This is a genomic window from Blautia parvula (assembly GCF_020215665.1).
Taxonomy (GTDB): Bacteria; Bacillota; Clostridia; order Lachnospirales; family Lachnospiraceae; genus Blautia; species Blautia celeris.
This window is the reverse complement of sequence record NZ_CP084061.1, coordinates 3,303,222-3,327,500: the sequence shown is the minus strand read 5'-3', so window position 1 is coordinate 3,327,500 and position 24,279 is coordinate 3,303,222. Positions and strand designations below refer to the sequence as shown.

Here is a 24,279-nt window from a genome sequence, read left to right as displayed (position 1 = left end):
CGTAACTTCGGGAGAAGGGGTGCCATCGAGAGATGGCCGCAGAGAATAGGCTCAAGCAACTGTTTAGCAAAAACACAGGTCTATGCGAAACCGAAAGGTGAGGTATATGGGCTGACGCCTGCCCGGTGCTGGAAGGTTAAGAGGAGATGTCAGGAAACGAAGCATTGAATTTAAGCCCCAGTAAACGGCGGCCGTAACTATAACGGTCCTAAGGTAGCGAAATTCCTTGTCGGGTAAGTTCCGACCCGCACGAAAGGCGTAATGATTTGAGCGCTGTCTCGGCAATGCATCCGGTGAAATTGAAGTACCAGTGAAGATGCTGGTTACCTGCGCCAGGACGGAAAGACCCCATGGAGCTTTACTCCAGTTTGGTACTGGGGTCCGGTATTGCATGTACAGGATAGGTGGGAGGCTAAGAAGTGGTGACGCCAGTTGCCATGGAGCCGATGTTGGGATACCACCCTTGCAGTATTGGGCTTCTAACCAGCCGCCGTTAGCCGGCGGTGGGACAATGCCAGGCGGGGAGTTTGACTGGGGCGGTCGCCTCCGAAAGAGTATCGGAGGCGCCCAAAGGTTCCCTCAGAATGGTTGGAAACCATTCGCAGAGTGCAAAGGCAGAAGGGAGCTTGACTGCGACACCGACGGGTGGAGCAGGTACGAAAGTAGGGCTTAGTGATCCGGTGGTATTAAGTGGGAATGCCATCGCTCAACGGATAAAAGCTACCCTGGGGATAACAGGCTTATCACTCCCAAGAGTTCACATCGACGGAGTGGTTTGGCACCTCGATGTCGGCTCATCGCATCCTGGGGCTGTAGTAGGTCCCAAGGGTTGGGCTGTTCGCCCATTAAAGCGGTACGCGAGCTGGGTTCAGAACGTCGTGAGACAGTTCGGTCCCTATCCGGCGTGGGCGTAGGATATTTGAGAGGAGCTGTCCTTAGTACGAGAGGACCGGGATGGACGGGCCGCTGGTGTACCTGTTGCAGTGCCAACTGCATGGCAGGGTAGCCAAGCCTGGAAGGGATAAACGCTGAAGGCATCTAAGCGTGAAGCCCCCCTCAAGATGAGATATCCCATTCTTTAAAGAAGTAAGACCCCTTGAAGACGACGAGGTAGATAGGGCAGAGGTGGAAGTGCAGCAATGTATGGAGCTGACTGCTACTAATCGGTCGAGGGCTTGACCTGAGCACGGAAGTGCGAACGGCGGAGTTGAAAAAAGGTTTTTGAGTTTTGTATATGCGGTTTTGAAGGTACGGTGTATCATTGTATCTATTCCTCCTTAGCTCAGTCGGTAGAGCATGCGGCTGTTAACCGCAGTGTCGTTGGTTCGAGTCCAACAGGGGGAGTTTTTTGGCTCCATGGTCAAGCGGTTAAGACACCGCCCTTTCACGGCGGTAACAGGGGTTCAAATCCCCTTGGAGTCATTCAATAAGGATTGAAACAATAAGTTAAACAGGTACGCCGATGTGGCTCAATTGGCAGAGCAGCTGATTTGTAATCAGCAGGTTATCGGTTCGAGTCCGATCATCGGCTTTATGGACCTTTAGCTCAGTTGGTTAGAGCAACCGGCTCATAACCGGTCGGTCCTGGGTTCGAGTCCCCGAAGGTCCATTTATCAGTTAAAGGTTACAAGTTAATAAGTTTTGGCCCAGTGGCTCAGTTGGTTAGAGCGCCGCCCTGTCACGGCGGAGGTCGAGAGTTCGAGTCTCTTCTGGGTCGTTTTGCCGCAGTGGCGGAACTGGCAGACGCCCGGGACTTAAAATCCCGTGGGTAGTGATACCCGTACCGGTTCGATTCCGGTCTGCGGCAGTAAGTAAAGGTAGGAGAAACGTTGGTTTTCAGCGTTTCTCTTATTTTTTTAGGAGGATTTTGTTTTACTAAGGTTAGTATCAGGTCGATAGATTCGGAATTTTTCCAGGAGGAATAGTATGGTGGATGTATATAAGAATTGTCCCGAATATGAGAACGAGAGTTATATATTGAGAATGGTAAGTAAAGAGGACAAAAAAGATCTATTAAAGGTATACTCTGATGATAAGGCAGTACCATTTTTTAATAGTGATAATTGTGGTGGGGACGACTTTCATTATACAACGGAAAATAGAATGGAACAGGCAATAGAATATTGGCTTTGGGAGTATAACAGACAGGGATTTGTTCGGTGGGCTATTGTATCAAAAACAACGGATGAAGCAATCGGAACAATTGAATTATTCCACAGAGATGCTGCCGATTATTTTACAAATTGCGGATTACTTAGATTAGATATTCGAAGTGACTATGAAATTTCAAGTGAGATTATAGAGATATTAAGATTGATAATTGAACCTGCATATACCTTGTTTGGTTGTGATAAAATTGCTACAAAAGCTACGATAGCAGCGACAGAACGTATTGCGGCATTGAAAGATTTAGGATTTAAACGCTCAGAAGAAAAATTAATAGGACATAATGGAACAGAATATGATTCGTATTTTGTATTATGCCGGAATTAGTAAAACTACAAACTCAGATTGCGGGCGAAAAACGTGTATTATTCACAGCATTATTTTATCAGTATTTATAATATTTAAAGTAGAGGAAAATAATCTTTTAGGCGGGACTGACAGTACGGGATTCGTGAGGGCAGTTTATGCAGTATTGTTATTTACGGAAGAGACAATGTGCCGGAGCATGTGGCCATCAGTCTGGGTAATAGAAAAGATGTGCATGCAGGCAATAGCAGGGGTGTAAAATGGGCAGAGGAGCCAGTTCGGTTCGCCTTGTATAATTGCCGATTATGCTTTATACTTATAAGAATATGGATGTATGAGACAGTAGGAGAAGTACCGCGGGTGCTTCTCCTATTTTAGAAAGGACAGCATTGTAAGAAATCTGTAAGGAATCTGTCAGTTGTTTTGTAAGACAGAGGGGGTATTATAAATACAAGCTTTAAGGAGGAGGAGACATGAGCGAATGTATTCTTGTGGCAGATGATGACAGAGAGATCGTAAAGGCCATAGCTATTTTACTGGAGAGGGAGGGCTACAAAGTTCTGCGGGCCTATGATGGATTGGAGGCGCTGGATCTTCTGGCGCAGAACCAGGTTCAGCTTATATTGATGGATGTCATGATGCCGCGTATGGACGGCCTGTCCGCCATTATGAAGATCAGGGAGAGAAAAAATATACCGATTATCGTACTGAGTGCCAAAAGTGAGGACACAGATAAGGTGCTGGGGCTCTCCATGGGAGCGGATGATTATGTGACAAAGCCTTACAATTCACAGGAACTGCTTGCCAGGGTAAAAAGCCATCTCAGACGTTATACCAGATTGGGAGATATCCATGCAGCCAGCGCCTCAAAGGAGTTTAAAAGCGGCCGCCTCTGTTATCATGCTGAGGAGCGGGTACTGTATGCGGATGGGGAGTCCATTCGGCTCACTGCCACGGAGACAAAGATTGTGGATCTGTTTATGCGGAACCTGGGACGTGTATTTTCCGCAGAGGAAATTTACTGCCGTGTCTGGGAAGAAGATGCATTTGCCCCGGAGAACACGGTTATGGTGCATATCCGGCGCATTCGTGAAAAAATCGAACTGAATCCAAAGGAGCCAGAATACTTAAAGGTGGTGTGGGGAATTGGATATAAAATCGAAAAAATGTAAAGTGATAACAGCCTGGGCAGCATTTTTCCTGAGTATCTGTCTGCTTGTGGAGAGTGGTTTGACCGGCCTGAATCTTCTGACAGGGAGCGGCCCCCGGGGGGTGAGCGTTAAGGATGCGCTTGCCTCGGATTTTGAAGAGACTGAGGAGTTCCGCGGATTTGTATCAGATTATCTGGATACGTTTCTTGCCATGGCAGCCGGAGGTCCGGTGGACTGGTACAGCAGATATGGAGATGCAGCTTTGGATGATTCTTATGACATCTCCTGGGGAAGCGGCATTGCGGAGAGTGCGGCGACTACTGTAATCGAGGAAAGTGCAGAATCGGCTTGGGATGGGGATTACACCTCAGAGGACTGGGAGTATAAAACTTCCGCAAAACAAGTGCATGAGACGATTAAAAACGATAAAAACCTGATCTATGATATCCGGTATAACGGAAAGTCTGTATATACCAACGATGAGAATGGAATTTTGAAAGAGGGAGAAAAGAGTCTGCCTTCAGATTACAATTTTTATATGGTCTTTGCAGAGGGTAAGGCGTCTGTATTCAAAGATAAGAAAGCTGTAGATGTATATGGGGATGGGGTATACCGTGATGACAGCCAGTGGCGTATTCCCGGCTATAAGAATTTTACCGTGGATGAAAAAACAAAAAAGGCAGAAGTTCGCATGGCAGTGATAAAATCTCCGGTAAATTATGTGCAGGGTAATTATTCCGGCAGTTCGGGCAGTTATTATGGGACAAGCAGCCTGTATGATATAGTCCGAAATATGGAACATGCAAAGCGCAGCTACATTGCCAAAATCGTGGAGTTTATTGCCGGACTCGTGCTTCTGGGTGTTTACCTGGCACTGAGAAAGTATAAAAAGGACGGAGACAGATTCCTTGTGGTTTATACGGGAAAAATCTGGCTGGAATGTAAGGTCGCTCTGGCAGTTCTTGTGATTGTGGGAGGAATTGCAGGACTTAACAACTACATGGGTGTCTTTTACGGATGGGGGTACTATGAGTATGCATCAGAGATATTGTATCCGATGATGTATTCTTTATTGGCAAATCCCATGCTGCTGCTGATATGTTTCTGGATTTTATATCTCCTGATCAATGATTACAGATATAACAGAAAGAAACCCAGAAAGATACTGGTCAGGGATATACAGAAATTATTTCAGATAAGGGATATGGAGTATCCTTTTCAAAAAAAAATGATCCGTAAATTTTCACCGGTGATGATATCCGGAATCGTACTGTCAGTGATTGCGGCTTTGGCCTGCTTTGTGTCATCTTATTATTTGTATGATAATGGCGGAAGCCTTGCAATGGTGCTGCTGCTTGTGGCACTGGCGGTGATCGCACTGCTGGCGGGTATGATGAGACAATATGCATCTGACAACCGGATACTCGCCAAAGAGATGGGGGATCTGATTCGTCAGATAAAAAAAGTCCATGACGGAAATATGACGGATAAGCTGAAAGTGCCGGAGGATTCAGATCTGTATGACGCTGTCCAGCAGCTAAATGATATCCAATATGGTATGGATACGGCTCTGTCAGAGCGAATGAAAAGCGAGCGTATGAAGGTGGAACTGGTATCGAATGTATCCCATGATATCAAGACCCCCCTCACCTCCATTATCAGTTATGTGGAGCTTATGAAGCAGGAGGAGAACCTTCCGGAGGATGTCAAGGATTATGTCCGTATTCTGGATATAAAGTCCCAGCGTCTGAAATCCATGGTGCAGGATGTCTTTGAGATCAGCAAGGCGGCCTCCAAACAGCTCCCCGTAAATTTAGAGGATTTGGATCTGGGCAAGCTTCTCCGCCAGACACTGGCTGATATGGAGGAACAGATAGAAGAAAGCTCTGTGACGGTTAAAGCACAGATTCCGGCAGAGGCAGTGATGATCCATGCGGATGGCAGCCGTCTCTACAGAGTTTTCCAGAACCTTCTGCAGAACGCCCTGAAGTATTCCTTGGATGGTTCACGCGTTTTCATAACACTGAAAACAGACAGTAAAACAGCAATGGCCACGGTAAAAAATATTTCCCAGGAGGAGATCCCGTCGGATATTGATTTTACCGAGCGGTTTGTACGCGGAGATGAGAGCCGTACCGACGGCGGAAGCGGACTGGGCCTTTCTATTGCCAGGAGTTTTACAGAGGCGTGCGGAGGTGTGTTCGGGATTGAAGTGGATGCGGATCTGTTTGTGGTGACAGTGGAATTTCCGATAAAAGATATTTAAACTAACATGTTTGATAGATAAAAAGACTGCCCCTGCGGTGCCGGAATGACGGAGCTGGCAGGGGCAGTCTTTTTTTGAATACAGCGTGCTTTTGTAAGCACACCTTAAAAATGTGTGATAAATTCAGAAAAAACCATTTTTTGTTTTTTGTATACATACATGAATCTGCCCAAAAATTCCAGGAAAATAATTGAAAAAATAATCGACAAAAAAAGTCCAAAAATAAATTGCACGCATAAAAATACAAGTAATTTAAGCATTTTTAATTTTTTGAATGCACGCACAAAAAACAAGATGGCCGAAAGTGCACTTTTCTACATTAATGTAGTAGATGAGGCAAAAAAGTACAAAAAATCGTTAAAAAGTTGTTGTTAATTTCTTATCAATATGATATCCTTAATTCGTAGCGCGAAATCAGATTCTTCTCAAAAGGCCCTGAAACCAGGGGGTATCAGTAAATATGTTTTAACAGAAAAACATACTCAGAGAGAAAGAATTTGTGATTTCACATTTTTTTGAATATTAATTGTTAAAAAAAAGACAATAAGGACCACCCAAGGGAAGGGGAAAGGAGCAAGCATGAGTAGTAAAATTACTGTCATCGGAGCCGGAAGCGTTGGCTCAACAATTGCTTACACATTATCTAACGGGGATATCGCATCAGAGATCGTATTGATTGATATCAACAAAGAAAAGGTTGCCGGAGAAGTTATGGATATCGCACAGGGTACCTGTTTCCGCGATCCGATCAACATCGTTGCCGGAGAGTACGAGGATGCAAAGGATTCCGATATTGTAATCATCACATCAGGAATCGCCCGCAAACCGGGTCAGACAAGAATTGAGCTGACACAGACAAATGTGAATATTTTAAAGAGCATTACACCGGAAATTGTAAAGGCTGCGCCAAACGCGCTTTACATCATTGTAAGCAATCCTGTTGATATTATGACTTATGTATTTACAAAGATCTCAGGACTGCCGGAGAATCAGATCATCGGTTCCGGAACGATTCTGGATACGGCGCGCCTCCGCTGCGGACTGTCTGAACACTTTAAAGTTGCTCAGAAGAACATCCACGCTTATGTATTCGGTGAGCACGGCGATACTTCCTTCATCCCCTGGACTGGAGCATATATATCAGGTGTCAGCCTGGATGAGTATTATGAACTGGCAAAGAACCTGGGCAAAGACGTGGAAGAGCTTGATAAGGACGAGATGCTGACCTATGTGCAGAAATCCGGCGGCAAGGTGATTGCGAACAAAGGCGCTACTTTCTATGCGGTATCAGCGGCAGTATGTAAGCTGTGCGGAATCCTGCTGGCATCCTCCGATTCCATCGCAACGGTTTCATCCATGATGCACGGGGAATACGGCATTGAGGATGTCTGCGTCAGCACACTGACTCTGGTTGGACCGAACGGTATTCAGGGCAAAGTGCCGATGAGAATGAACAAAGAAGAGATTGCAAAACTTCAGGCAAGTGCCAATGCACTGAAAGAAGTTATCAAACAGATAGAACTGTAAAACAGGATTTTTAACAGGAGGAACTATGAAGTACAGTTATTATCCGGGGTGTACCCTGAAAACAAAAGCAGTTGAGCTGGATGCTTATGCCAGAGCTTCTGCAAGGGCACTGGGATTTGAACTGGAAGAAATTGAAAACTGGCAGTGCTGCGGCGGAGTTTATCCGCTGGGCACTGACGAGATCGCCACAAAACTTTCTTCCGTCCGTGCTCTCAATGAGGCCAAAGAAAAAGGCCAGGATCTGGTAACACTCTGTTCTGCCTGTCATCATGTGATAAAACGTGTCAATGATGATATGAAGAACGCAGACGATATTCGCACCAGAGCAAATAATTATATGCAGTTAGAAGAACCCTATGCAGGTGAGACGACAGTGCTCCATTTTCTGGAGGTACTCCGTGACCGCATAGGTTTCGACACGTTAAAGGAGAAAGTGACAGCTCCGCTTACCGGCAAAAAGATAGGCGCTTACTACGGATGCCTGCTTCTTCGCCCAAGCGGGCTTCTGGAATTCGACGATCCGGAGAATCCGTCCATCATCGAGGACTTCATCCGGGCCATCGGTGCAGAGCCGGTGATCTATCCGTACAGAAACGAGTGCTGCGGCGGCTACATATCCCTGAAGGAAAAAGAGATGTCAAAAACCATGTGTGATAAGATCATGGACAGCGCATCCGGATTTGGAGCTGACATGCTGATCACAGCCTGTCCATTATGCCTGTATAACCTGAATAAGAGCACTTGCGGCAGCAGACTTCCGGTATACTATTTTACAGAACTTCTGGCAGAAGCTCTCGGCGTGAAAGAGGAGGTAGCAAAAGCATGAATACTCCAAAAAAACAGGCTGAAATGATTAAGGAAATCAGCGGTGTCAATCCGCTGAAATGTATGAAATGCGGCAAATGTTCTGCATCCTGTCCATCCTACAATGAAATGGACATCAAACCCCATCAGTTTGTATCTTATGTGCAGAATGAAGATATCGAGTCTTTGGTGAACTCAAAATCTCTCTGGAAATGCCTTTCCTGCTTTGCATGCGTGGAGCGCTGCCCAAGGGATGTAAAACCGGGCAAACTCATTGATGCGGCAAGACAGCTTGTGGTCCGCGAGAAGGGCGGGGATTACCTGATGGCTGATGAAATCCCTGAGCTTTTGGACCCGGAACTTCCGCAGCAGCTTTTAGTCAGTGCATTCAGAAGATACAGGAGGTGAGGTTAAGTGCAGAGAATAGGTGTATTCGTCTGTCATTGCGGCAGCAACATCGCTGCTACGGTAGATGTAAAAAAAGTAGTGGAAATGGCTAAAATGGAGCCGGGAGTTGTCCATGCGGAAGATTATCAGTATATGTGTTCCGAAGCCGGACAGTCCAAAATCGCAGAGGCTATCAAAAATGAAAAACTGACAGGACTTGTGGTATGTTCCTGTTCACCGCGTATGCACGAGACCACTTTCCGCAAGGCAGCGGAGAGAGCCGGATTAAACCCATACATGGTGGAAGTCGCCAATATTCGTGAACATTGTTCCTGGATCCACAAGGATATGGAGGAGGCTACCAAGAAGGCAGTCATCCTTGCAAGAGCGGCAATCGCGAAAGTGAATTTGAACGCGTCCTTGAAGCCGGGCGAGAGCCTTGTCACAAAACGTGCCCTGGTGATCGGCGGCGGTATTGCAGGTATCCAGACCGCACTTGACATTGCAGAGGCGGGTTACGAAGTGGATATTGTGGAGAAGACACCCAGTATCGGCGGAAGAATGTCACAGCTTGACAAGACCTTCCCTACACTGGACTGTTCTGCCTGTATCCTGACACCTAAGATGGTGGAGGCATCCGCTCATGAGAAGATCAACATCTATACATACAGCGAGGTGGAAAAGGTTTCCGGCTTTGTAGGTGATTTTACAGTGGATATCCGCAAGAAAGCAAGAAGTGTGGATATGGACAAATGTACAGGCTGCGGCGTATGCCAGGAGAAATGCCCGTCCAAGAAGAATTCCAATGAGTTCAACAGGGGCCTGAATACAAGAAGCGCCATCTACACACCGTTTGCCCAGGCAATCCCCAATGTTCCTGTTATTGACAGAGAGAACTGTATTAAGTTCAAGACAGGAAAATGCGGTGTCTGCGCCAAGGTATGCCAGGCAGGTGCCATTGATTATGAGCAGAAGGACGAGATCCTTACAGAGAAGTACGGTGCCATTGTAGTTGCCACCGGTTTTGACACCATCAAGCTGGATAATTACGATGAGTATGCGTACAACCAGAGCAAGGATGTGATCACATCCCTGGAGCTGGAGCGTATCATGAACGCAGCAGGACCTACCAAAGGCCATCTGGAACGCATGTCCGATGGGAAGGCGCCGAAGAATATGGTGTTTATCCAGTGTGTGGGAAGCCGCTGCGCGGACAAGAGAGGAAAGAGCTACTGCTCCAAGATATGCTGTATGTACACAGCAAAACACGCCATGCTGATCCGCGATAAATATCCGGATGTGAACGTGACTGTATTTTACATTGATGTCCGTACCCCGGGCAAAAACTTTGATGAGTTCTACAGAAGAGCCGTGGAGGAATACGGTGTGAACTACATCAAAGGCCAGGTGGGTAAAGTCGCTCCCCAGCCAAACGGACAGTTATTAGTACAGGGCGTTGACCTCATTGATAACAAGCAGATCCTCATGGAGGCAGATATGGTGGTTCTGGCTACAGCCATTGAACCGGATCCTTCTGTAAGGAAGATTGCCACCATGCTCACAGCCAGCATAGATACCAACAACTTCCTGACCGAGGCACATCCCAAGCTTCGTCCCGTGGAATCCCCAACGGCAGGTATCTTCCTGTCAGGCGTATGCCAGGGACCCAAGGACATACCTGAGACTGTTTCCCAGGCAGGAGCAGCGGCAGTGAAAGCCATCGGGCTTCTTGCAAAAGACAAGCTGATGACAAACCCATGTACAGCCAAATCCGACGAACTTCTCTGCAACGGATGTTCCACCTGTGAAAATGTGTGCCCGTACGGTGCCATCACTTACGAGGACAAAGAGGTGAATGACCACGGAATCCGTGAGACACGCCGTATCGCAGTTGTGAACAATGCGCTTTGCCAGGGATGCGGAGCCTGTACCGTTGCCTGCCCGTCAGGAGCCATGGACTTACAGGGATTCTCGAACAGACAGATCATAGCGGAGGTGGATGCAATATGTCGATAGAAACAAAGGAAGAATTCAGACCTAAAATTGTGGCATTCTGCTGTAACTGGTGCAGTTATGCAGGTGCGGATCTGGCCGGAAGCAGCCGCCTTTCCTATCCTGCAGATGTGAAGATCATCCGTGTGCCATGTTCCTGCCGTGTAAATCCCATGTTCATCCTGAGAGCATTTGAGAAAGGTGCGGACGGTGTGATCCTCTGCGGATGCCATCCGGGAGACTGCCACTACAGCACAGGAAACTACTATGCCAGAAGGCGTATGACACTTTTATTCTCCATGCTGGATTATATCGGCGTGGAAAACGGACGTACCCGTGTGGAATGGGTGTCAGCCGCAGAGGGTGTCAAATTCTCCACTACCATGAATGAGTTTGTGGAAAAAGTCCGCTCTCTGGGCAAAAACGTAAGATTGGAGGATTTGAGATGCAGGAATTGATTAACCGTGCAAAAGAGCTGTTAGCGGACGGTACCGTAGCCCGTGTTCTCGGCTGGAAAGCGGGAGACCTGCCTTACAATCCGGAACCGGCATATTTTGAAAAAGAAGAGGACTTTGAGAATTTCGTATACAACGGATTCTGCGGAGCCAATTTAAGCAAATATATGATTGAAGCCTCCAAACTGGAGGGAAAGACCCTGGTATGCCTGAAACCGTGTGATACCTACAGCTTTAACCAGCTCATCAAGGAGCACAGGGTGGACAGGGAAAAAGCCTATATTATCGGTGTGGGCTGCAAAGGCAAGCTGGATATTGAAAAGATCAAAGGTATGGGGATCAAGGGAATCGAGAGTATTTCCGGCGCCGAGATCACAGATGGGGCAGATACCCTGACCATACAGACCCTCTACGGAGAGAAGACCTGTTCCTATGCAGATGCCATGCTGGAGAGATGCCATGTATGCAAAGGCAAAGAGCATAAGATATACGATGAGCTGATCGGAGAATCAAAAGAGACAAAAGACGCAGAGCGTTTTGACAGTGTGGCTGCCATTGAGGCCATGAGCCCGGAGGAGAAATTTGCGTTTTTCCAGAAGGAGTTAAGCAAATGTATCCGCTGCAATGCCTGCAGAAACGTATGTCCTGCATGCAGCTGCAGAAAATGTGTATTTGACAGCAACAAGTTTGACAGTTCCCAGAAAGCTAATGTGGACTCCTTTGAAGAGAAGATGTTCCACATCATCCGTGCTTTCCATGTGGCAGGACGCTGTACAGACTGCGGAGAGTGCAGCCGTGTATGTCCCCAGGGAATCCCCCTTCATCTGTTCAACCGGAAATTCATCAAGGACATCAATGAGTTCTACGGAGAATATCAGGCCGGTGAAGACACAGATTCCAGAGGACCGCTGACAGACTTTACCTTTGATGACGTAGAGCCAGGCATTGTGGCAGAAAGGGGATAATGTATGTATAAGATAGCAAAAGAAAATCTGGCGGCATTATTCCAGTTGATCGCCGGCTCCCGGGAATTATACCTTCCTGTAAAAGTGAGCGGACAGGTGAACTTCAGAGCATGGAGCGAGGACGCGGAGGTGGATCTTGATACACTGAAGACGGTGAAATCTCCAAAAGACGCGTTCTTCCCCCAGAGTGAGGATCTGTATACCTGCAGAAAGGACGGAAAAAAGCTGACAGTTGAACCGGAAGCACTGAAAGAGCAGGATTTTGTGGTATTTGGAATGAAGGCCTGCGATGTGAAAGGTGTGGAGGTTTTAGATAAAGTATTTTTAGCTGACCCGGTAGACTCTTTCTATGCGGCAAGGCGTGAGCACGGTACTATTGTGGCTATGGCATGCCATGAGCCGGAAGAGACCTGCTTCTGTAAAGTGTTTGGCGCAGACTGTGCAGAGCCGGTGGCAGATGTGGCTGTGTGGATGACAGGCGAGGAGCTTTACTGGAAATCCCTCACAGAAAAGGGAGATGCCCTTACGAAATCTGCAGAAAGCCTTCTTGCTGAGGCAGACGCTGAGGACGAGAAGAAAGTGGAGGAAGAGAAAGCATCCATCCGCGGAATCGTTGAGAAGCTGCCTTACTCCAATCTTTCCCTGGAAGGATGGAACGGGGAGGCATTAAACGAAAAATTCAATTCAGAACTCTGGGAAGAACTGTACAAGCCATGTCTGGCGTGCGGAACCTGTACCTTTGTATGTCCAACCTGCCAGTGCTATGACATCAAGGACTACGACACAGGCCACGGAATCAAGAGATACCGCTGCTGGGATTCCTGCATGTACTCGGATTTCACCATGATGGCACACGGGAACAACCGTACGAGCCAGATGCAGCGTTTCCGTCAGAGATTTATGCATAAACTGGTATATTTCCCGGCAAACAACGACGGGATGTATTCCTGTGTAGGCTGCGGCAGATGTGTGGAAAAATGCCCGGCTTCCTTAAATATCGTAAAGGTTATCAAATCCTTTCAGAACCAGGGAGGTGACAAATAATGAGTGAATGTACCTGTCATAAGAATTATACACTGGATACGCTGATCCCCCAGGTGGGAGTCATCACGGATATCCGCCAGGAGACACCGGATGTGAAGACCTTCCGCGTAAACGCGCCGGAGGGCGGAAAGCTTTTTGAACATATGCCCGGACAGTGTGCCATGGTGTGTGCACCGGGCATCAGTGAAGGTATGTTTTCCATTACTTCCTCACCGACTAACAAAGAATTCCAGGAATTCAGCATCAAGAAATGCGGTGTCCTCACCGATTATCTCCACAGCCTTGAGGTGGGCGACGAGATCACCGTGAGAGGGCCATACGGAAATCATTTCCCGGTAGAGACTGAGTTAAAAGGCAAAAACCTGCTGTTTATCGCAGGCGGTATCGGCCTTGCGCCTCTGCGCTCCGTGATCAACTATGTGCTGGACAACAGAGAGAACTACGGCACTGTGGACATCCTTTACGGTTCCCGATCCGCAGACGATCTGGTCCAGTTAAAAGAGATCCAGGAAGTCTGGATGAAGACAGAGGGCGTGAATGTATATTTGACCATCGACCGGGAGCAGGAAGGCTGGGACGGCCATGTGGGATTCGTACCAAACTACCTGAAAGAAGTGGGCTTTACCACGGACAAGACAGCCCTTGTCTGCGGCCCGCCGATCATGATCAAGTTCGTGCTGGCAGCTCTGCAGGAGATGGGATTCTCCAAAGAGCAGGTGTACACAACTCTGGAGCTGCGCATGAAATGCGGCGTAGGCAAATGCGGACGCTGCAACATCGGTTCCAAGTACGTGTGCAAAGACGGACCGGTATTCCGCTGTGATGAGATTGATGAATTACCGAATGAGTATTAAGGAAAGGATTGGTACCTATAATGGAAAAAATGGTAAATGTATATTTCTTTGGTAAGAAATACAGCGTGCCTGCAGATCTGACGATCATGACAGCCATGGAATATGCCGGTTACACCCTGAAAAGAGGATGCGGCTGCCGTCACGGCTTTTGCGGGGCATGTGCTACAATATACAGAATCAAGGGAAAGAACGAGTTAAAGACCTGTCTTGCCTGTCAGACACAGGTGGAGGAAGGCATGTATGTGGCAAGCATCCCCTTCTTCCCCACAGATAAGAGAACTTATGATATAGAGGAGATCAAACCGACTCAGCAGATCATGATGGAACTCTATCCGGAGATCTACAGCTGTATCGGATGTAATGCCTGTACAAAAGCCTGTACACAGGATCTGAACGTTATGCAGTACATTGCTTACGCACAGAGAGGGGAATTTGAGAAATGCGCAGAGGAGTCCTTTGACTGTGTAAGCTGCGGCTGCTGTTCCGTAAGATGCCCGGCCGGCATTTCTCATCCTATGGTTGGTCTTCTTGCAAGGCGCCTCACAGGAAAATATATCGCGCCTGAGACAAAACATCTGAAAAACCGCGTGGAGGAGATCCATAAGGGTGCTTATGATGAACTGATCGAGCAGGTTATGCAGAAACCCATTACGGAAATGCAGGAACTTTACAACACAAGAGAGATTGAGAAATAAGGAGGGATAGCCATGTTTACACCAGAAATGCTTGAGTCCATTAAAAAGGTGGAAGCGACCAGAGACGAACGTATGGGCATGGAACCCAGGCGTATGACCGCTGATGAAAAAGACGCCCTCTTGAAGGCTTATCATCCGGACTACAAAAAAGACGGCTTTACAGAGATCAAGATCGGACCAAACAAGGGCCAGAAAGCCCCCACAGAGCTGGGACATTTACTCCACTCCAACAGCCGTCTGTTAAATGTGGATATAGATTTGAACAAAGTGGATTATGACGTGGACGTGCTGGTGATCGGCGGCGGCGGAGCAGGTTCTTCCGCTGCGATCGAAGCTCACGAGGCAGGCGCAGACGTTATGATCGTCACAAAACTGCGTATCGGTGATGCCAACACCATGATGGCAGAGGGCGGTATCCAGGCAGCAGACAAGGAAAATGACTCCCCGGTACAGCACTATCTGGATGCTTTCGGCGGCGGACATTTTGCAGCAAGGCCGGAACTGCTGAGAAGACTGGTTATGGAAGCCCCGGACGCGATTCAGTGGCTGAACAAGCTGGGTGTTATGTTTGACAAGGACGCAGAGGGAAATATGGTCACCACCCACGGCGGCGGTACCTCCAGAAAGAGAATGCATGCCTGCAAGGATTACTCCGGTGCGGAGATCATGCGTACTCTGCGCGATGAGGTTTTAAACCGTCAGATCCCCGTTGTGGAATTTACATCCGCAGTGGAGCTGATCAAGGACGAAAAAGGTCAAGTGGCAGGTGCTGTTCTTCAGAACATGGAGACAGAGGACTATATGGTGGCAAGAGCAAAGACGGTTATCATTGCGACCGGCGGCGCAGGACGTCTCCACTATCAGAATTTCCCCACATCCAATCATTATGGTGCAACCGCAGACGGTCTGGTTCTGGGATACCGTGCAGGTGCTCCGCTTTTATACCAGGATACCATTCAGTATCATCCTACAGGTGTTGCGTATCCGGCACAGATCTTCGGTGCTCTTGTTACAGAGAAAGTACGTTCTCTGGGAGCCATGCTTGTAAATATTGACGGAGAGGCATTTATGCATCCTCTGGAGACACGTGACGTGGCAGCAGCTTCCATTATCCGCGAGTGCAGCGACAGGGGTAAAGGCGTGGCAACACCTCTTGGCAGCGGTGTATGGCTGGATACGCCCATGATCGAGAGAATCGGCGGAGAGGGTACTATTGAGAAACGTATCCCTGCCATGCTTCGTATGTACATGAACTATGACATTGATATGAGAAAACAGCCGATTCTTGTATACCCGACTCTTCATTACCAGAACGGCGGTCTGGAGATCGGCGGAGACGGATTTACAAAGGAAATCAGCAATCTGCTGGTAGCCGGTGAGGCGGTAGGCGGAATCCACGGCAGAAACCGTCTGATGGGCAACTCTCTTCTGGATATCATTGTATTCGGCCGCAACGCAGGTAAGGCCGCAGCAGCCAGGGCAAAAGAGACAGAGCTTGGCACCATGACACTGGAGCATATTGAGAAATATGCGGAAGAACTGAATAATGCAGGCATTGCTTCCGATGATGTATCACCGCTGCTGCTTCCTAAATATGCCCGCCACGAGAGATAGGAGAGTGAACGTATATGCGTGAAATAATGGCAAGCCAGATAACAGATGTCATTGAGAACCTTTGCATCCAGGCCAATGAACATCTGCCTGAGGATGTGAAATGTGCGATCAAAAACTGCAGAGCATGTGAAGACTGGGAAATTGCACAGGGCGTTCTGGACAATATTATTGAGAACTTTGAGATCGCTGACGAACAGAATGTACCAATCTGCCAGGATACAGGAATGGCATGCGTATTCCTGGAAATCGGACAGGACGTACATATCACAGGCGGTAATTTAAGCGAGGCTGTGAACGAAGGCGTGCGCCGCGGATACGATAAGGGATACCTGAGAAAATCCGTAGTAAAAGACCCGGTGCGCAGAGGCAACACAGGCGACAACACACCGGCCATGATCTATACCGAGATTGTTCCGGGTGAGCAGATCAAGATCACAGTGGGACCGAAAGGCTTCGGAAGTGAGAATATGAGTGCTATCCGCATGTTCAAACCGTCAGCAGGCCTGCAGGGAATCAAGGATTTCATCCTGGAGACAGTCGAGACAGCAGGCCCGAACCCATGTCCGCCTATGGTTGTGGGCGTGGGCATCGGAGGTACTTTTGACAAGGCTGCCCTTCTTGCGAAAAAAGCATTGATGCGGCCCATTGATTCCTCCAATGAGGACCCGTACTATGCGGATCTGGAAGTGGAAATGCTGGACAAGATCAACAAGCTCGGTATCGGACCGCAGGGATTCGGGGGTAAGACCACTGCCATCGGACTGAACATTGAGACCATGCCCACACATATTGCAGGTATGCCGTGTGCCATCAATATCAACTGCCACGTGACCCGCCACAAAACGGAGGTGATTTAAATGGAAAAACATATTACACTGCCCCTTACCGAAGAGCTGGCAAAAACTCTTCATGCGGGAGATACCGTATATGTAACAGGAACCATCTACACCTCACGTGACGCAGGCCACAAGCGCATGTGCGAAGCACTGGCAAGAGGTGAGGAACTTCCCTTTGACCCCACTGACGCTACCATCTATTATGTGGGCCCCACACCGGCGAAACCGGGCCAGGTCATCGGCTCCGCAGGCCCTACCACCAGCGGACGTATGGATGCCTATGCACCGACTATGATGTCCGTAGGTGCAAGAGGTATGATCGGAAAAGGCGCCCGCCTTCCGGAAGTCATTGAGGCTATGAAAAAATACAGCGGCGTTTACTTCGGCGCGATCGGCGGAGCAGGCGCACTGCTGGCAAAATGTATAAAAAAAGCGGAACTGATCGCGTATGAAGATCTGGGCGCGGAGGCATTGAGAAAATTATATGTGGAGGATATGCCTCTGTTTGTCATCATCGACAGCGAAGGAAAGAACCTGTACGAAGAGGGCAGAGCCGCTTATCTGGCACAGCATAAAGAGTAAGACAGAATCTGAAGGACGTAAGACAGACCGCTTCTGAAAGAACAGAGGCGGTCTTTGCACCACATTAAAAGAGGGAATGGAGAAAATAGAATGACAAACTTATTAGAAGCACTTATGATACTCTGCTTCGGCCTGTCGTGGCCGATTTCAATCCGTAAATCCTGGATTTCCAGAACAGCAAAAGGAAAGAGCCTTTTCTTTGAGTTCTTTATCTGGATTGGTTACGTGTTCGGTATTGCCCGCAAAGTGATTCTGTGGATGGAAGCCGGATCAGCAGGAACTTCTCTTGACTGGCTGTTTTATCTGGGATGGTTCTTCTACATACTGAATATTGTTGAGATTTCCATTGACATGGCACTCTATTTCAGAAATGTAAAACTGGATAAAGCAAGAGAAAAAGCCTGAGATTACGATTTGAAGCGCTATGAATGTAAAAGGAGCAACCGCCCACAAGGTGGATTGACCTGTGTAGATTAGAAAAACCACCCTGATACTGGTCAAAGTTCATGGGTGGTTTTTCTATGTTTAGAAATCAAATAAATGAATATCAGTAACACGCAGTACGGTATCTCGAAAATAGCGGCAATTCTCTCAAGTTGAGGGGGTTGCCGCTGTATTTTGTTGATTTTGCATTAAAAGATGGATATACTATAGGTGACAATATTACTGTGTGAGGGGCTGAAAGGAAAACTATGAGTATTCAAACAGATGTTGAGATGTTATCTTTACGAGCAATGGAAACATATGCAAAGCGCAATCATTTGTCCGGAGAGGATGTCACTGAATTGTTTCATAAATGTCAAGTATTTGAAAAATTATGATTCAGCATGAATATCTCCATCAGGTGGATTTTGAAGAAACGGTGGAATATGTAGATAAAATTATTAGAGAAGAATCTAAGGAACTCATTGTTTACCACGGGACTACCTATGATTTTAAGTCAATTGAATTGACTAAGTCTCGTAACCGGAGAGATTTTGGGAGAGGGTTTTATACAACTATTTTGAAGACACAGGCAATCGAGTGGGGGTACCGGCTTTCGCTGAGAGAAAAAGCGCAGTGCTATTATCTATATCAACGAAATGCTTAAAATAAAACGCTTTGACTCATTGAACCAAGAGTGGCTGGAATTCATTAAAAGGAACAGAGCCCAAGGTGGAACGCAGCATACTTATGATATCGTTATTGGACCAGTGGCGGATGATAACACGATGGAAACTGTGCAGTTATATATATCGGGGATATTGACCGCAGAAGAGGCTGTTAAGCGTTTAAGATATAGTAAGGTAAACAACCAGGTGTTTTTCCATACGGAGAAAGCACTGGCTTACCTGCGATTCATAGGGAGGGAAAAGTATGAGTGATATAATTTATACCTTTAATGGAAAAGATATAACCATGAATGTCTGTATCCAGATCAGAGCTGTTGTAGATATAATGCAGGAGCAGTTGGGAATTGATTTTGAGGAGGCGGTAATGCGTTTCTATAAATCACAGACATATAAAACCTTACAAAACACTGAAAATGCTTTTTGGGCAGAATCGGCGGAGTATATTGCTGAAAGATATTTTGAGGAGATGAAAGAAAAGGCACCAAATCTATAAAATGTTCCAATGGAGCATTCTGCTTCCTATAGTGCTGTCTGCCTCCGGATTTTTATGCTTTCGGTCTAAAACATCTCGGAGGACAGTGGCGCATGAACATTAACCACCGATCCACAGTCTGAGTTCTAAAATTTTATCACTTCACATAAATTGATACAGAATGTGACCGGGGGCCGGACATGAACAGACAGAGATGGAAAAAATATGGTTTTATAGCGGAAGTTATTGTGCTGACTTTGACGGCAGTGCTTTGCTGGAAAGATGTCTCAGAAGGTGCCTTTACTGCCGGAAGGAGCACGGACCCGGCAGCAAATGTACCGGAATCCGGCACCACGCGTGAGGAAAAATCCGGCACGAATGGCGAAGAGGGTTCTGCCGCAGGCAGTGGAAAGGATTCCGGCACAGACAGTGCGGGAAAAGACTACATAAAATGGGTGGATTTCCATGTGACCAGTGAAGCCATGCGTCAGGCATGTGCCTACGATGTGGATACATATGGGCAGGAAGGTCATCTAAACTGGGTGGATCTGCTGGCCTATCTGGGAGCCAGATACGGCGGAGATTTTAAACAGTATAAGGCAAAAGATATGGATGAGATTGCCGACAGGCTCCAAAAAGGGGAAACTACCGTGGAAAAGCTGTCTGCGGAGATAAAGTCTTTTGACTACTACCGTGAGGCCTACGGTGCAGTCCTGGATGGTTTGGTGGGAGAGTATGAAATAGAGGCAGAAAATGAAGGGCAGGAAGTGCAGAGCCGGGACAGTCAGGAAGTGCAGAACCGGGACAGCCAGGCGGAGCAGGGACGTAAAGAGGATCAGAATGACCAGGAGAGCCCGGGGACGGTAAACTGGACAAAGAAGTATGGACTGAAAGGATTCAGTCCGATTGCGAAAAGTTTTCCCTATAATGACTATGATGATTTCGGTGTGGCCAGGAGCTATGGTTATAAGAGAGAACACCTGGGGCACGACATGATGGGGCAGACAGGTACACCCATTGTGGCGGTGGAGTCCGGTTATGTGTCAGCTATGGGCTGGAACCAGTACGGCGGATGGCGTCTGGGAATCAGCAGTTTTGACGGCAGGCGATATTATTATTACGCTCATCTGCGTCAGAATTTCCCTTACTGCAAATCCCTGGAAGTGGGCAGCGTTGTGCAGGCAGGTGATGTGATCGGCTATATGGGACGCACCGGGTACAGCGCAAAGGAAAATGTGAATAACATTGATACAACCCATCTGCATTTTGGCCTGCAGCTTATTTTTGACGAATCCCAGAGAGAGGGAAATCATGAAATCTGGGTGGATGTCTATGAACTGGTCAAATTCCTGTATAAGAACCAGTCAGAGGTGGTAAGGGACGATGCGACAAAAGAGTGGTCCAGGGCAATGCAGATAAAAGACCCGGAGGCTCTGGAATATCTGAAGTCAGCGGAAGAAAAAAAGACAACAGGCGGCAATACGGAAAAACAGCCGGCAGATGCCCATACAAGATAGCAGACAACGGTCAGTGCTTCGGAAAAGCGGCGATAAATACTTATCTGTTTTGTAAGATCAGAGACCTTATAAAAGGGAGCAGTGAAACAATACTGTCCTTTTGATAAGGTCTCTTTTACATTTTATAATAGTTCTTTCTTTAGGCCACAATCCTGGCAAGTATCACAAGCAGATATACATGCAGCGGATAATAAACATAAAAGAAGTATTTCATTTTTCGCCCCCGCTGACCGTTGTAGAGCAGAATAAAAGGAAGCGATAAGATCATAAACCACTGGTCATTCAGGATAAACAGATTTTCATAGGTCAGTCCCGCACCAGCCGCGGAGAAGAAGAAAAATCCGGACATAAGTACATAGAAGACAGAAAGCCTGATTTTCTTATTTCTGAGAAAGTAGAATCCGATTCCAAGGACTACCCAGAAGACAGAGCCTTCCACGAAAACAGGTGAGGGGATCAGGGTATACATTGCCTGGAAGGCGATTCTGCCCACAGGTGAAAGCTCTGCCATATTTCCCATAAACAGGATAACCGCAATTCCCGAGAATACGGGTACGAGCAGCATTACCAAAGCGGCTCCTGCCTTTTTCCATTTTCTTTCTTTTCCGCCTTCAATGAGCAATTCAATAGCCCAGATGTAAAGCCCCACAAGAAATAAAGTGGCAAACATACCGTTAATGACCATAGCCCCGCCGGGATGCGGCAGGAAGGCGTTGACCAGGCCATTTCCCACGGACATAAGCACAGAGGCGATATACAGCCGTTTGAGATACGCCTTCCGGTCATGTGTATGGGAAAAGCCCTCCGCCATGGCAAACAGAAACAGGGGTGCTGAGATCCGGCCCAGCAGAGTAAATATGTGGGGGACCGGCAGAATCCCGCCTCCCAGGTAATAATAAATGTGGTCAAGTGTCATCAGCAGAAGCGCCAGAACCTTCAAAGAATAGGAAGTGAACCCCGATCTGGCAGCGGCTGTTTTATTTGGTATTGCAATCTCGTTCATTTCAAACCCTCCGTGATATTTGTTTTACAGTGTTGATTATAGGGTATGACAGGGATATCTGCCATCGATTTACCTTACAAATTCGGAACTTTTATTACATTTTTGTCACCTTTGGCGGGGATGTCCGTAAGTATACAGAAGGGCCTGCATGACGGAAGGCAGTTTAAAAAATATACGAAAACACGACATGAAAGACAGCAAGGTGTCGCAGATATCTCTAATAACCTCCGCGCAGAATGGTATAATAAGGACAAATAAAAAACAGCAGAAAATGCTGGAATTTACGGTTGGGAGGACAACAGTTATGGCAGTAAAAATGCTTCCGAAAAAGATGGCAGGTGCAATACTTCCGGGCAACAGCTCAGTTGAAATGAAGGAGTTCGATGTTCCGAAGCCGGGTCACGGACAGGTATTGATCCAGACAAAGGCAACAACGATCTGCGGCAGTGACATCCGATGCATTTACAGAGAACACGTGGGAAAAGGACCGGAAGGATATATTCCGGGTATGGTGGCAGGTCATGAGCCCTGCGGCGTGATCGTGGAGGAGGGCGAAGGCCTCCGCAGGTTTAAAAAGGGTGACAGAGTGATCGTATATCACATTTCCGGATGCGGTGTGTGCAATGACTGCCGAAGAGGATATTACATTTCCTGTAAGAGCAAATTCCGTCAGGCATACGGCTGGCAGAGAAACGGCGGCATGGCTCCGTACATTCTGGCGGAGGAGAAGGACCTGATCGCCCTGCCCGATGAACTCACCTACAAAGACGGTGCGCAGGTTGCCTGCGGATTCGGTACGGTTTACGAGGCAATTGAGAAAATCGGCATCAGCGGAAATGATGCGGTTCTGGTGACGGGACTTGGACCTGTAGGCCTGGCAGCCCTCATGCTTGCCAAAGCGCTGGGCGCGAATAAACTGATCGGTGTGGAAATGAATGACTACCGTATTGAACTGGCTAAAAAACTGGGTCTTGTGGACCATGTCTTCAAACCGGGCGAGAATACCGTGGATGAGATACTGGAAGTGACGGGAGGATACGGCGTTGAACGTGCGATTGATGCCAGCGCCAATGATGCTGGCCGTCAGCTTGCCATCCGCGCCACAAGAGAATGGGGCAAAATTGCCTTCGTAGGTGAAGGCGGAACCTGTACATTTAACCCAAGCCCGGATATCATTCACGGACAGAAGACAATCTTTGGTTCCTGGGTGACAAGCCTGTGGAGAATGGAAGAACTGGTGGAAAGGCTGGTGCGCTGGAATATCCATCCGGAAGATCTGATCACAGACGAGTTCCCCATCGAGAGAGCGGGCGAAGCATATAAACTCATGGCCGGCGGACAGTGCGGCAAGGTAGCTGTAGTCTTCGGCGACCAGGATGAAAGGTAGGCACAGGATGACAAAAGGAGTAGACCCGGCAAAAGTGCCTTACAGAACTTTATATACAGGAGCCAGAATGCCGGCGATCGGTATAGGTACCTTTGGCTCTGACAAGTATTCCGCAGAGCAGGTGTCAAATGCAGTTTACGGTGCCGTGGAAAACGGATACCGCCTCATTGACTGTGCATCCGTCTATCAGAATGAAAAGGAGATCGGTGCTGTGCTCGGACGTCTCTTTGAAAACAAAGTTGTAAAGAGAGAGGAGCTGTTCATCACAGGGAAAGTGTGGAATGACATGCACGGGGAAGGGGAGGTTATAGCTTCCTGTAAGCAGAGCCTTGCAGATTTGGGGCTTTCTTATCTGGACCTGTACTTTGTACACTGGCCGTTTCCGAATTACCACGCGCCGGGCTGTGACGGGGATTCCAGGAACCCGGATTCCAGACCCTTTTCCACAGAGGAGTTCATGAGTGTGTGGAGACAGTGCGAACAGCTTTTAGAGGAAGGTCTTGTGCGCCACATCGGTATGTCCAATATGACCATACCGAAGCTGGAAGCAGTGCTTCCCCTCTGCAAAGTACAGCCCGCAGCCATTGAGATGGAGCTTCATCCGGGCTTCCAGCAGCCGGAGCTGTTTGCGTACGCGCTGGAGCACAGAATCGTGCCCATCGGCTACTGCCCCATTGGTTCCCCCTCACGCCCGGAGCGTGACAGAACCTCTGAGGACGTTGCAGACACCCAGATACCTGAGATTCTGGAGATTGCCAAAGCCCATCAGATACATCCGGCTGTGGTGTGCCTGAAATGGGCAGTACAGCGGGGGCAGGTGCCCATTCCTTTCTCCGTAAAGGAACCGCAGTATATCAGCAATCTGAAATGTACCACCGAAGACCCGCTGACAGAGGAGGAGATGGAAAAAATCCGCCTTGCAGATAAGAACTGCCGTTTGGTAAAAGGCCAGGTATTCCTCTGGCCGGGGGCAGAGAGCTGGGAAGATTTGTGGGATTTGGATGGGACGATCACAAAATAGGGATATAAGAGAAAAAGGGCTTTTCCGGGTATGGTTTACCCGGAAGAGTCCTTTTCAAGAGGTAAAAGCAAAGCGCACAGAGAATTGAGGAGGTTCTCTGCGCGCTTCGACGCGTAAGTCCGT

At 47.8% G+C, this 24,279-nt stretch carries 23 protein-coding genes, 6 tRNA genes and 1 rRNA gene (1 of these 30 cut by a window edge); 29 read left to right on the top strand and 1 reads right to left on the bottom strand.

Features of this window, described 5'->3' with window-relative positions; all coding sequences use genetic code 11:
* The 27 genes from LC508_RS15355 to LC508_RS15230 all read left to right on the top strand — a co-directional run.
* Positions 1–1,183: ribosomal RNA gene (locus LC508_RS15355) — 23S ribosomal RNA — on the top strand; it begins 1,702 nt to the left of the window's first position.
* Between the two features lie 88 nt (positions 1,184–1,271).
* Positions 1,272–1,344 (top strand) — tRNA-Asn (locus LC508_RS15350).
* A 6-nt stretch (positions 1,345–1,350) separates the two neighbouring features.
* A tRNA-Glu gene (locus LC508_RS15345) sits at positions 1,351–1,422 on the top strand.
* Between the two features lie 36 nt (positions 1,423–1,458).
* Positions 1,459–1,531: transfer RNA gene (locus LC508_RS15340), tRNA-Thr, on the top strand.
* Positions 1,532–1,535: 4 nt separating this feature from the next.
* Positions 1,536–1,609 (top strand) — tRNA-Ile (locus tag LC508_RS15335).
* A 34-nt stretch (positions 1,610–1,643) separates the two neighbouring features.
* Positions 1,644–1,717 (top strand) — tRNA-Asp (locus LC508_RS15330).
* Positions 1,718–1,721: 4 nt separating this feature from the next.
* A tRNA-Leu gene (locus tag LC508_RS15325) sits at positions 1,722–1,807 on the top strand.
* A gap of 119 nt (positions 1,808–1,926) precedes the next feature.
* Positions 1,927–2,493 carry a GNAT family N-acetyltransferase gene (locus LC508_RS15320; protein ID WP_033143684.1) on the top strand — a complete coding sequence of 189 codons (567 nt, stop codon included), beginning with the start codon at positions 1,927–1,929 and terminating at the stop codon, positions 2,491–2,493.
* Between the two features lie 452 nt (positions 2,494–2,945).
* A complete protein-coding gene (locus LC508_RS15315) occupies positions 2,946–3,644 on the top strand; it encodes a response regulator transcription factor (protein ID WP_054353759.1) in 699 nt (232 codons plus the stop codon).
* The gene (locus tag LC508_RS15310; protein WP_103732999.1) at positions 3,619–5,889 is read left to right on the top strand and encodes a sensor histidine kinase; all 2,271 of its coding nucleotides are present in this window, start codon (positions 3,619–3,621) and stop codon (positions 5,887–5,889) included. Before LC508_RS15315 ends, LC508_RS15310 begins: the two co-directional genes overlap by 26 nt.
* A 579-nt stretch (positions 5,890–6,468) precedes the next feature.
* Entirely contained in the window at positions 6,469–7,416 is a 948-nt protein-coding gene (locus tag LC508_RS15305; protein ID WP_033143682.1) for an L-lactate dehydrogenase, read from the top strand.
* Between the two features lie 25 nt (positions 7,417–7,441).
* Positions 7,442–8,242, top strand: coding sequence for a CoB--CoM heterodisulfide reductase iron-sulfur subunit B family protein (locus tag LC508_RS15300; RefSeq protein ID WP_033143681.1), 801 nt, complete (start codon positions 7,442–7,444; stop codon positions 8,240–8,242).
* The gene (locus LC508_RS15295; protein ID WP_033143680.1) at positions 8,239–8,628 is read left to right on the top strand and encodes a 4Fe-4S dicluster domain-containing protein; all 390 of its coding nucleotides are present in this window, start codon (positions 8,239–8,241) and stop codon (positions 8,626–8,628) included. The genes LC508_RS15300 and LC508_RS15295 overlap by 4 nt, the downstream gene beginning before the upstream one ends.
* A 6-nt stretch (positions 8,629–8,634) precedes the next feature.
* Entirely contained in the window at positions 8,635–10,623 is a 1,989-nt protein-coding gene (locus tag LC508_RS15290) for a CoB--CoM heterodisulfide reductase iron-sulfur subunit A family protein (protein WP_103731169.1), read from the top strand.
* Positions 10,614–11,057: a hydrogenase iron-sulfur subunit gene (locus LC508_RS15285; RefSeq protein ID WP_033143679.1), complete on the top strand. Its 444-nt coding sequence runs from the start codon at positions 10,614–10,616 to the stop codon at positions 11,055–11,057. The genes LC508_RS15290 and LC508_RS15285 overlap by 10 nt, the downstream gene beginning before the upstream one ends.
* The gene (locus tag LC508_RS15280; RefSeq protein ID WP_103731168.1) at positions 11,045–12,019 is read left to right on the top strand and encodes a 4Fe-4S dicluster domain-containing protein; all 975 of its coding nucleotides are present in this window, start codon (positions 11,045–11,047) and stop codon (positions 12,017–12,019) included. The genes LC508_RS15285 and LC508_RS15280 overlap by 13 nt, the downstream gene beginning before the upstream one ends.
* A 3-nt stretch (positions 12,020–12,022) precedes the next feature.
* A complete protein-coding gene (locus LC508_RS15275) occupies positions 12,023–13,063 on the top strand; it encodes a 4Fe-4S dicluster domain-containing protein (protein ID WP_054353755.1) in 1,041 nt (346 codons plus the stop codon).
* On the top strand, positions 13,063–13,917 hold the full coding sequence (locus LC508_RS15270) for an FAD/NAD(P)-binding protein (RefSeq protein ID WP_033143676.1): 855 nt from the start codon (positions 13,063–13,065) through the stop codon (positions 13,915–13,917). Before LC508_RS15275 ends, LC508_RS15270 begins: the two co-directional genes overlap by 1 nt.
* 20 nt (positions 13,918–13,937) lie before the next feature.
* Positions 13,938–14,612: a 2Fe-2S iron-sulfur cluster-binding protein gene (locus tag LC508_RS15265; protein WP_103731167.1), complete on the top strand. Its 675-nt coding sequence runs from the start codon at positions 13,938–13,940 to the stop codon at positions 14,610–14,612.
* Positions 14,613–14,624: 12 nt separating this feature from the next.
* Entirely contained in the window at positions 14,625–16,226 is a 1,602-nt protein-coding gene (locus LC508_RS15260; protein WP_033143674.1) for an FAD-dependent oxidoreductase, read from the top strand.
* A gap of 14 nt (positions 16,227–16,240) precedes the next feature.
* Positions 16,241–17,083 (top strand): fumarate hydratase, encoded by an 843-nt coding sequence (locus LC508_RS15255; RefSeq protein WP_103731166.1) that lies wholly within the window; start codon positions 16,241–16,243, stop codon positions 17,081–17,083.
* Positions 17,084–17,644: a Fe-S-containing hydro-lyase gene (locus LC508_RS15250; protein ID WP_033143673.1), complete on the top strand. Its 561-nt coding sequence runs from the start codon at positions 17,084–17,086 to the stop codon at positions 17,642–17,644.
* 90 nt (positions 17,645–17,734) lie between these two features.
* On the top strand, positions 17,735–18,049 hold the full coding sequence (locus tag LC508_RS15245) for a hypothetical protein (protein WP_033143672.1): 315 nt from the start codon (positions 17,735–17,737) through the stop codon (positions 18,047–18,049).
* A gap of 412 nt (positions 18,050–18,461) precedes the next feature.
* The gene (locus LC508_RS28250) at positions 18,462–18,734 is read left to right on the top strand and encodes a DUF3990 domain-containing protein (RefSeq protein ID WP_250810168.1); all 273 of its coding nucleotides are present in this window, start codon (positions 18,462–18,464) and stop codon (positions 18,732–18,734) included.
* Positions 18,727–19,008, top strand: coding sequence for a DUF3990 domain-containing protein (locus LC508_RS28245; RefSeq protein ID WP_250810175.1), 282 nt, complete (start codon positions 18,727–18,729; stop codon positions 19,006–19,008). The genes LC508_RS28250 and LC508_RS28245 overlap by 8 nt, the downstream gene beginning before the upstream one ends.
* Positions 19,001–19,249: a hypothetical protein gene (locus LC508_RS15235; protein ID WP_054353754.1), complete on the top strand. Its 249-nt coding sequence runs from the start codon at positions 19,001–19,003 to the stop codon at positions 19,247–19,249. The genes LC508_RS28245 and LC508_RS15235 overlap by 8 nt, the downstream gene beginning before the upstream one ends.
* A gap of 179 nt (positions 19,250–19,428) precedes the next feature.
* A complete protein-coding gene (locus LC508_RS15230; protein ID WP_103731165.1) occupies positions 19,429–20,745 on the top strand; it encodes a M23 family metallopeptidase in 1,317 nt (438 codons plus the stop codon).
* A gap of 139 nt (positions 20,746–20,884) precedes the next feature.
* Here LC508_RS15230 and LC508_RS15225 read toward each other — a convergent pair whose 3' ends face one another.
* Positions 20,885–21,748, bottom strand: a complete 864-nt coding sequence (locus tag LC508_RS15225) for a TraX family protein (protein ID WP_054353738.1) — start codon at positions 21,746–21,748, stop codon at positions 20,885–20,887.
* A gap of 304 nt (positions 21,749–22,052) precedes the next feature.
* Between LC508_RS15225 and LC508_RS15220 the strand changes: the two genes are divergently transcribed.
* Positions 22,053–23,135, top strand: a complete 1,083-nt coding sequence (locus LC508_RS15220) for a zinc-dependent alcohol dehydrogenase family protein (protein WP_197064107.1) — start codon at positions 22,053–22,055, stop codon at positions 23,133–23,135.
* A 7-nt stretch (positions 23,136–23,142) separates the two neighbouring features.
* Entirely contained in the window at positions 23,143–24,156 is a 1,014-nt protein-coding gene (locus tag LC508_RS15215) for an aldo/keto reductase (protein WP_054353739.1), read from the top strand.
* Positions 24,157–24,279 lie beyond the last annotated feature (123 nt).

What these genes read in the sequence shown, in the direction of transcription:
- LC508_RS15320 (WP_033143684.1), top strand. Translation starts at nt 1,927, where the DNA reads ATGGTGGATGTATATAAGAATTGTCCCGAATATGAGAACGAGAGTTAT.
- LC508_RS15315 (WP_054353759.1), top strand. Translation starts at nt 2,946, where the DNA reads ATGAGCGAATGTATTCTTGTGGCAGATGATGACAGAGAGATCGTAAAG.
- LC508_RS15305 (WP_033143682.1), top strand. Translation starts at nt 6,469, where the DNA reads ATGAGTAGTAAAATTACTGTCATCGGAGCCGGAAGCGTTGGCTCAACA.
- LC508_RS15300 (WP_033143681.1), top strand. Translation starts at nt 7,442, where the DNA reads ATGAAGTACAGTTATTATCCGGGGTGTACCCTGAAAACAAAAGCAGTT.
- LC508_RS15295 (WP_033143680.1), top strand. Translation starts at nt 8,239, where the DNA reads ATGAATACTCCAAAAAAACAGGCTGAAATGATTAAGGAAATCAGCGGT.
- LC508_RS15285 (WP_033143679.1), top strand. Translation starts at nt 10,614, where the DNA reads ATGTCGATAGAAACAAAGGAAGAATTCAGACCTAAAATTGTGGCATTC.
- LC508_RS15280 (WP_103731168.1), top strand. Translation starts at nt 11,045, where the DNA reads ATGCAGGAATTGATTAACCGTGCAAAAGAGCTGTTAGCGGACGGTACC.
- LC508_RS15275 (WP_054353755.1), top strand. Translation starts at nt 12,023, where the DNA reads ATGTATAAGATAGCAAAAGAAAATCTGGCGGCATTATTCCAGTTGATC.
- LC508_RS15270 (WP_033143676.1), top strand. Translation starts at nt 13,063, where the DNA reads ATGAGTGAATGTACCTGTCATAAGAATTATACACTGGATACGCTGATC.
- LC508_RS15265 (WP_103731167.1), top strand. Translation starts at nt 13,938, where the DNA reads ATGGAAAAAATGGTAAATGTATATTTCTTTGGTAAGAAATACAGCGTG.
- LC508_RS15260 (WP_033143674.1), top strand. Translation starts at nt 14,625, where the DNA reads ATGTTTACACCAGAAATGCTTGAGTCCATTAAAAAGGTGGAAGCGACC.
- LC508_RS15255 (WP_103731166.1), top strand. Translation starts at nt 16,241, where the DNA reads ATGCGTGAAATAATGGCAAGCCAGATAACAGATGTCATTGAGAACCTT.
- LC508_RS15250 (WP_033143673.1), top strand. Translation starts at nt 17,084, where the DNA reads ATGGAAAAACATATTACACTGCCCCTTACCGAAGAGCTGGCAAAAACT.
- LC508_RS15245 (WP_033143672.1), top strand. Translation starts at nt 17,735, where the DNA reads ATGACAAACTTATTAGAAGCACTTATGATACTCTGCTTCGGCCTGTCG.
- LC508_RS28250 (WP_250810168.1), top strand. Translation starts at nt 18,462, where the DNA reads ATGATTCAGCATGAATATCTCCATCAGGTGGATTTTGAAGAAACGGTG.
- LC508_RS28245 (WP_250810175.1), top strand. Translation starts at nt 18,727, where the DNA reads ATGCTTAAAATAAAACGCTTTGACTCATTGAACCAAGAGTGGCTGGAA.
- LC508_RS15235 (WP_054353754.1), top strand. Translation starts at nt 19,001, where the DNA reads ATGAGTGATATAATTTATACCTTTAATGGAAAAGATATAACCATGAAT.
- LC508_RS15230 (WP_103731165.1), top strand. Translation starts at nt 19,429, where the DNA reads ATGAACAGACAGAGATGGAAAAAATATGGTTTTATAGCGGAAGTTATT.
- LC508_RS15225 (WP_054353738.1), bottom strand. Translation starts at nt 21,748, where the DNA reads ATGAACGAGATTGCAATACCAAATAAAACAGCCGCTGCCAGATCGGGG.
- LC508_RS15220 (WP_197064107.1), top strand. Translation starts at nt 22,053, where the DNA reads ATGGCAGTAAAAATGCTTCCGAAAAAGATGGCAGGTGCAATACTTCCG.
- LC508_RS15215 (WP_054353739.1), top strand. Translation starts at nt 23,143, where the DNA reads ATGACAAAAGGAGTAGACCCGGCAAAAGTGCCTTACAGAACTTTATAT.